Origin of the sequence: Pseudomonas sp. Irchel 3A7 (assembly GCF_900187565.1) — a bacterium.
Taxonomy (GTDB): Bacteria; Pseudomonadota; Gammaproteobacteria; order Pseudomonadales; family Pseudomonadaceae; genus Aquipseudomonas.
On record NZ_FYED01000008.1, the window covers coordinates 241,944 to 255,590 of the forward strand.

At 61.6% G+C, this 13,647-nt stretch carries 13 protein-coding genes; all 13 read left to right on the forward strand.

The genetic code is table 11. From position 1 onward, the window contains the following. The first annotated feature begins 82 nt into the window (after window positions 1-82). The 13 genes from CKW21_RS15620 to CKW21_RS15685 all read left to right on the forward strand — a co-directional run bounded on the left by CKW21_RS15620 (window position 83) and on the right by CKW21_RS15685 (window position 13,609). A complete protein-coding gene (locus CKW21_RS15620; protein WP_095194838.1) occupies window positions 83-1,042 on the forward strand; it encodes an ABC transporter permease in 960 nt (319 codons plus the stop codon). Window positions 1,043-1,045: 3 nt separating this feature from the next. Further along, window positions 1,046-1,873 carry an ABC transporter permease gene (locus CKW21_RS15625; RefSeq protein ID WP_095194839.1) on the forward strand — a complete coding sequence of 276 codons (828 nt, stop codon included), beginning with the start codon at window positions 1,046-1,048 and terminating at the stop codon, window positions 1,871-1,873. Between the two features lie 2 nt (window positions 1,874-1,875). Then, complete coding sequence (locus CKW21_RS15630; protein ID WP_095194840.1) at window positions 1,876-3,522, forward strand: ABC transporter ATP-binding protein; 1,647 nt, start codon at window positions 1,876-1,878, stop codon at window positions 3,520-3,522. Between the two features lie 9 nt (window positions 3,523-3,531). Next, the gene (locus CKW21_RS15635; protein ID WP_095194841.1) at window positions 3,532-4,254 is read left to right on the forward strand and encodes an NAD(P)H-dependent oxidoreductase; all 723 of its coding nucleotides are present in this window, start codon (window positions 3,532-3,534) and stop codon (window positions 4,252-4,254) included. A gap of 319 nt (window positions 4,255-4,573) precedes the next feature. Next, a complete protein-coding gene (locus tag CKW21_RS15645) occupies window positions 4,574-5,920 on the forward strand; it encodes an outer membrane beta-barrel protein (RefSeq protein ID WP_095194843.1) in 1,347 nt (448 codons plus the stop codon). A gap of 96 nt (window positions 5,921-6,016) precedes the next feature. Further along, window positions 6,017-7,327 carry an ABC transporter substrate-binding protein gene (locus tag CKW21_RS15650; RefSeq protein ID WP_095194844.1) on the forward strand — a complete coding sequence of 437 codons (1,311 nt, stop codon included), beginning with the start codon at window positions 6,017-6,019 and terminating at the stop codon, window positions 7,325-7,327. Window positions 7,328-7,352: 25 nt separating this feature from the next. After that, window positions 7,353-8,078, forward strand: a complete 726-nt coding sequence (locus CKW21_RS15655; protein ID WP_095194845.1) for an ABC transporter ATP-binding protein — start codon at window positions 7,353-7,355, stop codon at window positions 8,076-8,078. A 21-nt stretch (window positions 8,079-8,099) separates the two neighbouring features. Next, complete coding sequence (locus CKW21_RS15660; protein WP_095194904.1) at window positions 8,100-8,792, forward strand: ABC transporter ATP-binding protein; 693 nt, start codon at window positions 8,100-8,102, stop codon at window positions 8,790-8,792. A gap of 2 nt (window positions 8,793-8,794) precedes the next feature. Further along, on the forward strand, window positions 8,795-9,658 hold the full coding sequence (locus CKW21_RS15665; protein ID WP_095194846.1) for a branched-chain amino acid ABC transporter permease: 864 nt from the start codon (window positions 8,795-8,797) through the stop codon (window positions 9,656-9,658). Continuing rightward, entirely contained in the window at window positions 9,658-10,692 is a 1,035-nt protein-coding gene (locus tag CKW21_RS15670; protein ID WP_095194847.1) for a branched-chain amino acid ABC transporter permease, read from the forward strand. The genes CKW21_RS15665 and CKW21_RS15670 overlap by 1 nt, the downstream gene beginning before the upstream one ends. 184 nt (window positions 10,693-10,876) lie before the next feature. Beyond that, a complete protein-coding gene (locus CKW21_RS15675; RefSeq protein ID WP_095194848.1) occupies window positions 10,877-11,806 on the forward strand; it encodes a LysR family transcriptional regulator in 930 nt (309 codons plus the stop codon). Between the two features lie 245 nt (window positions 11,807-12,051). Further along, complete coding sequence (locus CKW21_RS15680; RefSeq protein ID WP_095194905.1) at window positions 12,052-12,546, forward strand: hydroxyquinol 1,2-dioxygenase; 495 nt, start codon at window positions 12,052-12,054, stop codon at window positions 12,544-12,546. Between the two features lie 43 nt (window positions 12,547-12,589). After that, window positions 12,590-13,609, forward strand: a complete 1,020-nt coding sequence (locus tag CKW21_RS15685) for a hydroxyquinol 1,2-dioxygenase (RefSeq protein WP_095194849.1) — start codon at window positions 12,590-12,592, stop codon at window positions 13,607-13,609. The last annotated feature ends 38 nt before the right edge of the window (window positions 13,610-13,647 follow it).

A 13,647-nucleotide genomic window follows, 5' to 3' on the forward strand; every position in this document is an offset into this window, starting at 1 on the left:
CGATACTGAATGTTATGACGCTATCGCTGGCAAGCCAGCTCCCACAGTGGAAGTTGGCGTCTCCATTTCAAGGAACTGCGCGGTGAATAGTATTTTAAAGTTGCTACTTCAGCGTTTGGCATTGGGGCTGTTATCGCTGTTTGCGGTGTCAGTGATCATTTTTCTCGCGGTCGGCATGCTTCCGGGCGATATCGCCCAGGCCATGCTCGGCCAGTCCGCCACCCCGGAAACCGTGGCGGCGTATCGGGCGCAACTGGGGCTGGACATGCCGCCGCTGACCCGTTTCGGGCACTGGATCTGGAATCTGTTGCAAGGAGATCTCGGCGTGTCGCTGGCCAACCAGCGGCCCATTGCCGATCTGGTCGGTGCGCGCCTGGGCAACACCTTCAGCCTGGCGCTGCTGGCGGCGCTGGTGTCGGTGCCGCTGGCCCTGCTGCTGGGGATGCTCGCGGCGTTGTATCGCAACAGCTGGTTCGACCGTTTGCTCAATACCTCGGCGTTGAGCGCGGTGTCGTTCCCCGAGTTTTTCGTGGCCTACATCCTGATCCTGGTGTTCGCGGTGAAGCTCAACTGGTTCCCGAGCATTTCCAACCTGTCGCCGAACGCCTCGCTGGGTGAGGTACTGGAGCGCTCGGTCCTGCCGGTCGCGACCCTGAGCCTGGTGGTGATCGCGCAAATGATGCGCATGACCCGCGCCTCGCTGATCAACCTGCTGGCCAGCCCGTACATCGAAATGGCCCGGCTCAAGGGCATCAGCCAGTCGCGGATCATCTTGCGCCACGCCTTGCCCAATGCGCTGGCGCCGATCGTCAACGTGGTGGCGCTGAACCTGGCCTATCTGGTGGTGGGTGTGGTGGTGGTCGAAGTGGTGTTTGTCTATCCGGGCCTGGGCCAGTTGCTGGTGGACTCGGTGGCCAAGCGCGACATTCCGGTGGTGCAGGCCTGCAGCCTGATCTTCGCCGCGACCTACATCCTGCTCAATACCAGCGCCGATGTGCTGTCGATTGCCAGCAATCCACGCCTGATGCATCCGAAGGGGTAAGCCATGAGTCTGTCAAGACAACTATTGCGGGCGCCGCTGAGCGCCAAATTCGGGCTGCTGGTGATCGTGCTGTACATCCTGGTGGCCGTGTTCGCGCCGGTATTGGCACCGTTCGGCGAAACCCAGGTGGTGGGCGAGGGCTTCGCGCCCTGGGGCGGACAATTTTTGCTGGGCACCGATAACCTGGGGCGCGACATGTTCAGCCGCCTGGTCTACGGCGCGCGCAACACCCTGGGCATTGCCTTCCTGACCACGGTGTTGGCATTCCTGCTTGGCGGCCTGAGCGGTTTGATCGCGGCGATCAAGGGCGGTTGGGTCGATCAGGGGCTGTCGCGGGTCGTCGATGTCCTGATGGCGATACCGCAACTGATCTTCGCCTTGCTGATTCTCAGCGTGGTTGGCACTACAGCGACGTCGCTGGTGCTGGTGATCGCGCTGCTGGACGCGACCCGGGTGTTTCGCCTTTCAAGGGCGGTGGCCATGAACGTGGTGGTGCAGGACTTTGTCGAGGCGGCACGTCTGCGCGGTGAAGGCCTGTGGTGGCTGGTGACCCGTGAAGTGCTGCCGAATGCGGCGGCACCGTTGATTGCCGAATTCGGCCTGCGTTTCTGCTTCGTGTTCCTGTTCATCAGTGCGCTGTCGTTCCTCGGCCTGGGCATCCAACCGCCGACCGCCGACTGGGGCAGCATGGTGCGCGACAACGCCGTGCTGATCACCTTTGGCGACATCAGCCCGTTGCTGCCTGCGTTGGCCGTAGCGCTGATCACCGTAAGCGTCAATTTCGTCGTCGACTGGATGCTGCACAAATCCAGCGGCCTCAAGGAATGCTGAACATGACGACCTCCAAACCTTTGCTGGAAATCCGCGACCTGCACATCGAAGGTCATTACGAAGATGCCTGGCACCCGCTGATCAAGGGCATCGACCTGACCCTGCAGCGGGGCGAGGTGCTGGGGCTGATCGGCGAGTCGGGGGCGGGCAAGTCGACCCTCGGCCTGTCGGCCATGGGCTATACCCGCGACGGCTGCCGGATCACCGGCGGCTCGGTGCACTTCGACGGCATCGACCTGCTCAAGGCCAAGCCCGAAGCCCTGCGCCAGTTGCGTGGCCTGCGCATTGCCTACGTCGCACAAAGCGCAGCGGCTGCATTCAACCCGGCCCATCGGCTGATCGACCAGCACGTGGAAACCGCGGTAAAGAACGGTGGCATGAGTCGCGACCAGGCCATGCGCGAAGCGGTGGAGCTGTACCGGGTATTGCGCCTGCCCAACCCCGAGCAGATCGGCCAACGTTATCCGCATCAGGTTTCCGGCGGCCAGTTGCAGCGGGTCATGACGGCGATGGCCATGGCCTGTCACCCGGACCTGATCATCTTCGACGAACCGACCACCGCGCTGGACGTCACCACCCAGATTGAAGTGCTGGCGGCGATTCGCGACGCGGTGAAGACCTACGGCAGTGCGGCAATCTATATCAGCCACGACCTGGCGGTGGTGGCACAGATGGCCGACCGCATCATGGTGCTGCGCCACGGCAAACTGGTCGAAGAGGCCGAAACCCGCCAGATGCTCGGCGATCCAAAAGAGGAATACACCAAGTCGTTGTGGGCAGTGCGCAGTTTCCGCACTGAACCCAAGGCCTGCCCCCTGGAGGAAAAACCGCTGTTGGAATTGCGCAACAGCTGCGCCAGTTACGGTCACCAGCCGGTGCTGCACGACGTGTCGTTGAAGCTGTACAAGGGCCAGACCCTGGCGGTGATTGGCGAGTCCGGCAGCGGCAAGAGTTCCACGGCGCGGCTGATCACCGGCCTGCTGCCTCCGACCTATGGCGAAGTGCTGTATGACGGCCAGCCGCTGCCCGCCGACTTCCGTCAGCGCAGCAAAGAGCAATTGCGGCGCATCCAGATGATCTACCAGATCCCCGATACGGCGTTGAATCCGCGCCAGCGCATCGTCGACATCATCGGCCGGCCGCTGACCTTTTATCTGGGCCTCAAGGGCAAGGCCCTGCGTGCGCGGGTGGCCGAACTGCTGGAAATGATCGAATTGGATCCGGCGACCTTCATGGAGCGTCAGCCCCGTGAGCTGTCCGGCGGACAGAAACAACGGATCTGCATCGCCCGGGCACTGGCGGCCGACCCGCAACTGATCATTTGCGACGAAGTCACCTCGGCCCTCGATCAACTGGTGGCCGAAGGCGTACTCAAGTTGCTCAACCGCATCCAGCAACAGCTTGGTGTGGCCTATCTGTTCATTACCCACGACGTCGCCACCGTGCGGGCGATTGCCGATGAGGTGCTGGTGATGCAGCGGGGCAGGGTGGTGGACCACGGCTCGCGCAGCCAGATATTCACCCCGCCGCACCAGGATTACACCGGGCTGCTGTTCTCCTCGGAACCGCAGATGGACCCGGACTGGCTCGACCGCCTGCTGGCCAGCCGCGCGGCACCGAATTCAAACCCTACGCTGGAAAAAGTCTAAGGAACCACCATGAAAGTATTGATCGTCCACGCTCATCCCGAGCCGAAATCCTTCACCGCGGCCTTGCGTGACCAGGCTGTCGCCACCCTCGAAGCCCAGGGGCATGAAGTGCAGGTCAGCGACCTGTACCAGATGAACTGGAACCCGGTGGCCAGCGCCGGTGACTTCTCTAAGCGGGAAAATCCCGAGTACCTGGTGTATGCGCTGGAGCAACGCCTGGGGGTGAAAAGCCAGTCGCTGGCGGCGGATATCCAGGGCGAACTGGACAAGCTGCTGTGGGCTGACCTGCTGATCCTCAACTTCCCGGTCTTCTGGTTCTCCACCCCGGCCATGCTCAAGGGCTGGATCGACCGGGTGCTGGTGTCGGGCATCTGCTACGGCGGCAAGCGTTTCTACGATCAGGGGGGCTTGAGCGGCAAGAAGGCGCTGGTGACCGTGACCCTGGGTGGCCGCGAGCATATGTTTGGTGAGGACGCGATCCATGGCCCGTTGCAGGACATGCTGCGACCGATCCTGCGCGGCACCCTGGCGTATGTCGGTTTCGACGTGCTGGAACCGTTCGTGGCCTGGCATGTGCCGTACATCAGCGACGAAGCGCGGCAGCAATTCCTTGTGGATTACACCCGGCGCCTGCAACACCTGAGCGACGAACAACCACTGGCATTCCCCAAGCTGTCGCAGTTCGATGACCTGCTCTACCCACTGCGCCAACCCGCCACCGCGGATGCCTGATCAACCCTGCCCCCCTGTGGGAGCGAGCCTGCTCGCGAAGAGGCCACCAGCTTCAACATCTATGTTGACTGACCCACCGCTTTCGCGAGCAGGCTCGCTCCCACAGGATCCCGGATTGTTCTGAATACGCAAACACTGAAGTCGCCGAGATTGGAATTGTTGGGGTAGTGGCGGGCTTGTAGCCTCCATTACGCCGAACACCGGGATTGGCCAACGATCCGGTGGAGCTCCAGCCAGGGCTCATCAAGACGTCATACCTTGCTTTCGGCCTTACGCCCCTTTTGGGGTTTGGCGCCTAATAAAAATAAGGAAGGCAGGTATGAGTATTCGTGCATGGGTTTGCGCAGCAACCCTGTTCGCCCCCATTCTGGGTGCCGACATATTGTTTCCCTCAATGGCTCGCGCAGCGGAAGACCCGATGGGTTCGCTGGTGCGCAGTGTGTTCGGCGACAGCCTTGAGCGTGAACACGGCATCAAGATCTACGGCTGGGGCCAGGCAGGTGTGATCTACAACAACAACGGCACGGATGACGTCAGCAAACAAAGCTTCTTCAACACCGACGAAGGTGTAAATCTCAACCAGTTCGCCCTGGCCGTGGAAAAGAAACCCAACAGCAATGTGGTCGGTCGTGTCGGACCGTTTCCCGGGCCCATGCCGCAAGAAGCGGACTGGGGGTTCAACGTCACTGCGCTCTACGGCAAGGATGCGCGTTACTTCAAAACCTACGGTTGGGACGAGGACCTGGGCGTCAACCGTGACAACAAGGCTGAAGACCCAGCGTTCACCATTGCCCAGGCCTTCGTCGATTTCTATTTCCCGGTGCTCGGTGGCTCGAACCTGATGATCGGGATTTTCCACACGCCGCTGGAAAATGAAATCGGCTTCGCCTTGCCGTCGCCGGCGCCGACGGACTTCTACTCGCACACCTATTCCTTCATGCACGGCCCGGCCAAGCATGCCGGCGCGCTGTACTCATTCAAACTGCCATCGGCACCCGGCGAAAGCATGCTCGGCTTCGAACTGGGCGTGGTGCAGGGCTGGAACAACCTGCAAGACCCCAACCATGACCCGGATGTCATCGCCAACGTACGCTGGCGCTCGGCGGATTTCAGCACCTGGATCGACTGGGAAAACATCTATGGCAACGGCGCCGGCGACAGCTTCGCCGAATGCAGTTGCGGCTCGCCGATACCGGCCGGCACCAAGGATGACGACTACAAGCGCCTGGCCTCTTACCTGACCCTGTCCCAGGTGCTCGACCCGAACAACCGCGTGGCACTGGAGCTGAACTACGGCACGCAGGAGCAGGGCGCGTTCGCCGGCTTCGCCAACAAAAGCGATGCCACCTGGTACGGCGCCGACGTCAACTGGTATCACAAACTGAGCGAAAACCTGATGTGGAACAGCCGCGCCGAGTGGTTCTACACCGATGCGCCGGTTCACGTGATGATGGCCAACATCGACCCGAACACCGGGATTCCCGACCCGACCTGGGGCAGTTTCTACGGCGTCACCACCAACCTGGCCTGGACCCCGACGCCCAACGTGCGCCTGCGCCCGGAACTGCGTTACGACATCCATTCCGGCCCCGGTCGCGATGCCTACGCCGACGGGCAAAAGGACTCGCAAGTGGTTGCGTCCTTCGACGTCAGTTTCTTCTTCTAACCCGACACTTCGCTGACCCGGCCTGATGGTTCAACCACAGGTTGCGCCCTTGTTCGTCCGGACGTTGCCGGCCCCTGGCCGCACTGGAGTATTTACATGACAGACAACAACGATAAAAACCTGTTTGGCCGCGACGTCTCACGTCGTGATTTCCTGCGTGGCACCGGTGTCGCCGCCGGCGGGATTGCCCTGGCCAGCCTGCCGTTCAACTTCGCCGTGGGCAGCGAGCGGGTGATCAAGCTCGGCTACGTCAGCCCGCAGACCGGGCCGCTGGCGCCGTTTGCGGCCGCCGACAACTACATCATCGACTCGCTCAAGCAAACCCTGAAGAACTCGATCACTGTGGCTGGCAAGGCGTACCGCCTGGAAGTCATCGTCAAGGACAGCCAATCCAACCCCAACCGTGCGGCGGAGGTGGCGAGCGAGCTGATCCTGTCGGATCAGGTCGATCTGATGCTGGTGTCGTCGACACCGGAAACCACCAACCCGGTGTCCGACCAATGCGAAATCAACGAAATCCCCTGCATTTCCACGGTGGCGCCCTGGCAGCCATGGTTTTTCACCCGTGGCGGCAAACCCGATCAGGGTTTTGAGTGGACCTACCACTTTTTCTGGGGTCTGGAAGATGTGATCGGCACCTACACCTCGATGTGGGGTGCGATGCAGACCGACAAGGTGATCGGTGGTCTGTTCCCCAACGATGGCGACGGCAATGCCTGGGGCGATTCGAAGCTCGGGTTTCCACCGGTGCTGGCGCAAAAGGGATTCCAACTGGTCGACCCCGGTCGCTTCCAGAGCCTGACCGATGATTTCTCCGCGCAGATCGCCGCGTTCAAAAAGGCCGAGGTCGAGATCGTCACCGGCGTGGTCATTCCGCCGGACCTCACGACGTTCTGGACCCAGGCCCGCCAGCAGGGTTTCAAGCCCAAAGCGGTGTCGGTGGGCAAGGCGTTGCTGTTTCCCACGGCGGTCGAAGCGCTGGGCAAGGCCGGCAACAACCTGTCGACCGAAATCTGGTGGAGCCCGACGCACCCGTTCAGCTCGTCGTTGACCGGCGCCAGCGCCGGGCAACTCGCCCAGGGCTTCACCCAGGCCACCGGCAAACAGTGGACGCAACCCTTGGGCTTCGTGCACGCCCTGTTCGAACTGGCGGTGGACATCCTCCAGCGCACCGAAGAAATCGGCAACGCGCAGGCCGTGCGTGACGCCTTGCTCAAGACCCATCTCAACACCGTCGTCGGGCCGATCAGCTGGAACGGCGGACCGGTGAAGAACGTCGCCAAGACCCCGCTGGTCAGTGGCCAATGGCGCCTGGGCAATGACAACAAATACGACCTGATCGTGACCAGCAATGCCACCGCGCCGGCGATCCCGCTGGGCGGCGAGATGCAGGCCATTACGTATTGATCGCGTTCAAGCAAGCAGGTGCTCCATGCAACAGCCACTTCTACAACTGAACGATGTGCATAAAAGCTATGGCTCGGTGAAAGTCACCGATGCCATGAGCCTGAGCCTCCAGCCCGGCGAGGCCCTGGGCATCATCGGCCCCAACGGCGCGGGTAAAAGCACGCTGTTCAACCTGATCGCCGGTGGCGTGGCGGCGGACAGCGGCAGCATCCATTTCGAAGGTCGCAACGTCACCCGCGAGCCGGTGTTCAGGCGTTGCCAGCAAGGCATCGGCCGTTCCCACCAGATCCCGCATCCGTTCGTGAAAATGACCGTGTTCGAGAATCTGCTGGTGGGCGCCACCTTCGGCGCGCGGTTGCGCGACAAGGAGGCCAGCCAATGGTGCGCGCAGACCCTGGAACTGACGGGGCTGATGCGCAAGGCTAACGTGTTGGCCGGCTCGCTGACGCTGCTCGACCGCAAGCGACTGGAAATGGCCCGTGCCTTGTCGACCCGGCCACGCTTGCTGTTGCTCGATGAAATCGCCGGTGGCCTGACCGAACCGGAATGCCTGGCACTGGTGGAAACCATCCAGGGCATCCACAAGGCCGGCGTCGCCATCATCTGGATCGAACACATCGTGCACGCCTTGCTGGCGGTGGTCAGCCGCCTGACGGTCATCAACTTCGGCGCCAAACTGGCTGAAGGCGAGCCGCGCAGCGTCATGGCCGACCCACGGGTCCAGGACATTTACATGGGCATCGGGAGCTGAGACATGACGACCCAGACAAACCTGCTGTCCATCGACAGACTCTGCGCCGGCTATGGCGACTTTCAAGCGCTGTTCGACCTCAGCCTCACGCTGGATGAGGGCGAAACCGTGGCGATCATCGGCTCCAACGGTGCCGGCAAATCGACGTTCCTGCGCTCGCTGGCGGGGCAGATCAAAAACCAGCCGAATGCGATCACCTTCAGGGGCCAGCCCATCGGCGACCTGGCGGCCAACCAGGTGATAGCGCGCGGCATCGCCCTGGTGCCGGAAGGTCGAAAGCTTTTTCCATCGCTGAGCGTCGAGGAAAACCTGCAGATCGGCGCCTACAGCAAACGCCCGGGACCCTGGACGCTGGCCCGTATCTATCAATTGTTTCCGGTTCTGGAAAAGCTGCGTAAACGCCCCGGCACCGCGCTATCCGGCGGCCAGCAGCAGATGGTTGCGATTGGCCGGGGCCTGATGGCCAACCCGTACTTGCTGCTGTGCGACGAGATCAGCCTGGGGCTGGCACCGACCACGATCAAGGACATCTACGCCGCGCTGCCCTCGATCAAGGCCGACGGCACCACGGTGATTCTCGTCGAACAGGACATTAATCAGGCGCTGAGTGTCTGCGACCGTTTCTATTGCTTGCAGGAAGGGCGCGTGTCCCTGACCGGCCGGCCCGGGGACGTCGACAAGGCGCAAATCAAAGCCGCGTACTTTGGGGTTTAGTGATGGAATGGCTCAATACGCTTTTGCAGGGCATGTTGCTCGGTGGTCTCTACGCCATGTTCGCGGTAGGGCTGTCGCTGATGTTCGGGATCATGCGCCTGGTCAATATCGCCCATGGCGATTTCATCGTACTGGCGTCGTACCTGGCGCTGATGGTGGTCAACCACCTGGGTTTCAGTCCGCTGGCCAGCCTGGTGATCGTCGTGCCGGTGATGTTCTGTTTCGGCTACCTGCTGCAGCGCGGCCTGCTCAACCGGACACTCGGCCAGGACATTCTGCCGCCGCTGCTGGTGACCTTCGGACTGTCGATCATCGTGCAAAACGTGTTGCTGGAGTTTTTCAGCGCCGACAGCCAGAAGCTGTCCCAGGGCGATCTGGAAGTCGCCAGTGTCGGCTTGGGCAGCCTCAGCGTGGGGATCATGCCGCTGATGGTGTTCGGCAGTGCATTGCTGATCATCGGCGGCCTGCAATTGCTGTTCTATAAAACCGAGTTGGGCCGTGCGTTCCGCGCCACTTCCGATGACCAGCAGACTGCACGGCTGATGGGTGTCAACAACGCACATATTTTCGGCCTGGCCATGGCGCTGGCGATGGCGGTGGTGTCGATCGCCGGGGTGTTCCTGGCCATTCGCACCAGTTTCGATCCCACCGTGGGGCCGGCGCGTCTGTTGTACGGCTTTGAAGCCGTGATTATCGGCGGCCTGGGCAGCCTGTGGGGCACCCTGGCGGGCGGAGTGATTCTCGGCATCGCCCAGGCGCTGGGCGCAAAAATCGATCCCGGCTGGCAAATCCTCGCCGGTCACCTTGTGTTTCTGCTGATCCTGGTCGTGCGCCCGCGTGGCCTGTTTCCCCGGAGTGTCGACTGATGAATGCCTTGAATAACCCTGCGCTGACTTATCGCGTACAACGCACAACCACCAGCAGCCGGGTCGGGCTGTCATTGCTCGGGCTGTGCGTGCTGGTGCTGATCAGTGCACCGTTCTGGGCCGATCGTGCCAGCCTGCGGCTGGTGGTGGAATTCGCCTATTACCTGGCCCTGGCACAAATGTGGAACCTGTTGGCGGGTTATGCCGGCATGGTTTCGGTCGGGCAGCAGGCGTTTGTCGGCCTGGGTGGCTATCTGTTGTTCATGCTGTCGACGCAACTGGGGGTGCCGCCCTTGTTCGCGGTGCTGCTCTCGGGCGTGGCGGTCGCACTGTTGGCGATTCCCACCGCGTTGATCGTGTTCCGGCTGCGCGGCGCTTACTTTGCGATCGGCACCTGGGTGGTGGCCGAAGTCTTCCGCCTGGGGCTGGCACAGATGAGCAGTCTGGGCGGCGGTTCGGGACAAAGTCTGCCGGCGGCGATCGTACGGCAGATCGGCAATGACCGTGACGGGCGCGAGATGCTGATCTACTTCACCGCACTGGCCATCGCCATCGGCGCGGTGGCGGTGGTGTTCTTCCTGCTGCGTTCGCGCCAGGGCCTGGCCCTGGCGTCGATCCGCGATTCCGAGCCGGCCTCCGGCAGCCTGGGGGTCAATACCTTCCGGACCAAGCTGATGGTGTACGTGTTGGCGGCCGGTTGCACCGGAGTGGTCGGGGCGTTGATCTTCCTGCAAAAGCTGAGGATATCCCCGGATGCGGCGTTCAACCTGCAGGACTGGACGGCGGTGGTGATTTTCATCGTCATCATCGGCGGCATCGGCACCCTGGAGGGGCCTTTGATCGGCACGTTGATCTATTTTGCGTTGCGCGGATGCCTGGCCCAATACGGCGCCGTGTACATGATCATCCTGGGTGTGGTCGCGGTGGTGATGATGCTCAAGGCGCCGCAAGGGGTGTGGGGGCTGATCAGTGAGCGGCTGGGTTGGCAGGTTTTTCCCATGCAGCGGCGGTTGTCGGTGCAACACCGGCCATGACTTGCCGTCAGGTATCTGGAGTGCGAGGTGCCGACAGGCTAACCTCGCTGTACCGTCCGGCTACCTGTAGGAGCGAGCTCGCTCGCGATGGTCGTTAACGATAACGCGGGCTATCTGAATGCCCGCGTTGACTGGGCGTTCATCGCGAGCAAGCTCGCTCCTACACCTCCAGAGAATCTGCCCCATGGATCGTTTACTCAGTGTCGAAGCCTTTGTGCGCGTGGCCGAGACCGGCAACTTTGCCAGGGCCGCCCAGCAGCTGGGCGTGACCCGCTCGGTGATCACCCACCGCATCCAGCAACTGGAACAGTTCATCAATGCGCCGTTGTTCCATCGCAGTACACGCCACGTGCGGCTCTCGGAAGTAGGGGAGACGTACTACCGGGAGTGCGCCGACATGGTTGCGAGTTTCAACTCGTTGACCGAACACATGCGCGAGTTGCGCGCCAAACCCACCGGAAAACTGCGGGTGCAGATGCTGCCGGGGTTTGCCATCGGTCACTTCGGCAGGATGCTGGCCGAGTTCACGCGGCTGTATCCGGACATCGAGGTGGACGTCATCGTCAACGACCGGGTGGTCGACCCGATCGAAGAAGGCTTCGATGTGGCGTTCCAGATGTTCCCGCCCATGGCGGAAACCCTAATCGAACGCAAGCTGTTCAGCGTTCGCCGGTTGTTCTGCATGTCCCCCGACTATGCCGAAGAATTCGGCATGCCCACGCACCCCCAGCAATTGCTGCAACACAAGATTGCCCTGTATGAGGGTTACCCGTCGCGCAACCGCTGGATCTTCAGCGGGGAGGATGAGCAAGTGGAACTGAGCCTGCCAGGTCAGGTGCGTTCGAACTCCGTGCATCTGCTGCGTGATTACGCATCGACCGGGGTGTGTATTGTCTGTTTGCCGACCCTGGTGGCCAGCGACGATCTGCAAAGCGGACGCCTGATTCCGGTGCTGCCGGAGTACGCATTGTCCTCCTTCAATTTCTCCGCGGTGTACCCCGCGACCCAGCGCCGGGCCCTGAAAGTACGGACGTTGATCGACTTCCTGGTGGAAAACTTCGGCGACGAACCCTGCTGGGACAAGCCTTTGCTGGAGCGCGGCTGGGTGCGCTGAGTCATACACCAAACCTGTGGGAGCGAGCCTGCTCGCGAATGCGGTTCTACATCCGGCAGGGATGTTGGCTGACACACCGTCTTCGTCGGAACGCCGCCCGGAGCAGGCTCGCTCCCACAAGGATTGCAGTGCCTTCAGTGTTTGCGTTTCGCGAACACTGTTGTCGCCGACTGCCTGATTGTTCCAGCAAGGGGTGCGACGTACTGTTGGCTCACTGTTACTACAACAACAAAACGGTGAAAACCATGAGTAGCGCGGCAATCGAAACAGTCTTCGGCTCGCTGGCCAATTACAGCAAAGGGTCGCTTGAAATCATCAGTGGCCAGGCCAGTCATTACGCCTTTTCGAATATCTTCGAAGTGGCGGACAAATCGCTTCCTTACGAAAAAGTCGTGGTCGGCCTGAATCTGGGCTACGTCGTCGAAACCCTGCGCGCCGAAGGCCAATCGCCCTGGTACACGGCAGCACACGACGAATTCGCCATTGTCATGGACGGTGAAATACGGGTGGATTTCCTCAAGCTTGATGCGCCGTTGAAAGACGGCGAGGGCACGCGGCTGGCCGGTGAGGTTCCCGCCGGCAAACCCATGGGTTACGTGTTGCTCAAGCGCGGCCATCAGTGCCTGTTGCCAGTGGGCACCGCCTATCGCTTCGAAGCCAGCCGCCCGGGCGTGATCCTGCAGCAAACCATCAAAGGACCGTTGTCGGTCGAGAAGTGGGCAGACATCTGCTTCAAGTGATCAGCCCAGCCACCCCCACCAACAAAAACAAGAGGAACCCGACATGGCCATGCTAGAAACCGCTGCCGACACCGCACTGTTTGCCGACGATGACGTCAAGATCAGCCCGCCCCATCCCGTGACCGGCTATTGCACCTTCCAGTTGGGCGCCTTCGAACTGTCGCGCGACGAATATTTTGCCCGTATCACCTGGCCCGCCAAAGGGCAGACCCGTTCGCATCTGATTCCGGTGGATGCCTTCCTTCGCGCCCTGATGCGGGATGTGGCCTGGGGCTTTTTCTACGGTTGGGTCAACTTCGATCATGTTATCGGCACGCGCAATTACTACGGCAAAGTCGACCTGTATGCCGGCACCTTCAACGGCACGCTCAAGGCCGCCGGGGTCAACTACACCGAGAACTTCGAAACGCCGCTGATCATGGCGACCTTCAAGGCGATCCTGCGCGACTGGACCAATGCCACCTTCGACCCCTTCGCCGCACCGGAAGAAACCGGCAGCGCCTTCGGGCGCAAGAATGGCAACAACATCGAGGCCATCGAACGCTTCCGCATCGCCACCAAACGCATGCCGGGCCTGAAAGACGACTCGCCGCTGCGCAACGACCTGCCGGTCAATCGCCAGTTCATCGATGTTTCCCAGGAGGAACCCGAAGTGCACGCTGCTGAAGGTTTCGAAGGCGAGCTGCATGCCTTCAGCCTATTCAAGTACCTGTCGCGCTCCGACGTGACCTGGAACCCGTCTGTGACCTCCGTGTGCAAAGCCAGCCTGTTCTGCCCGACCACCGAAGAATTCATCCTGCCGGTGTTCCATGGCAATGACCGGGTCGAGTGGTTCTTGCAGCTGTCGGACGAGATCATCTGGGATGTCGGCGACAAGGAAGACGGTAACCCGCGTGCCCGCATCACCATGCGTGCCGGCGACATTTGCGCCATGCCCGCCGACATTCGCCACCAGGGCTATTCCACCAAGCGCTCGATGCTGATGGTCTGGGAAAACGCCACGCCGAACCTGCCACAGCGCTACGAAAGCGGCGAACTGAAGCCGTATCCGATCGAGTTCTGAGAACGGTGTCCGGCCCGGCGTTTGTCGGGCCAGGCGAT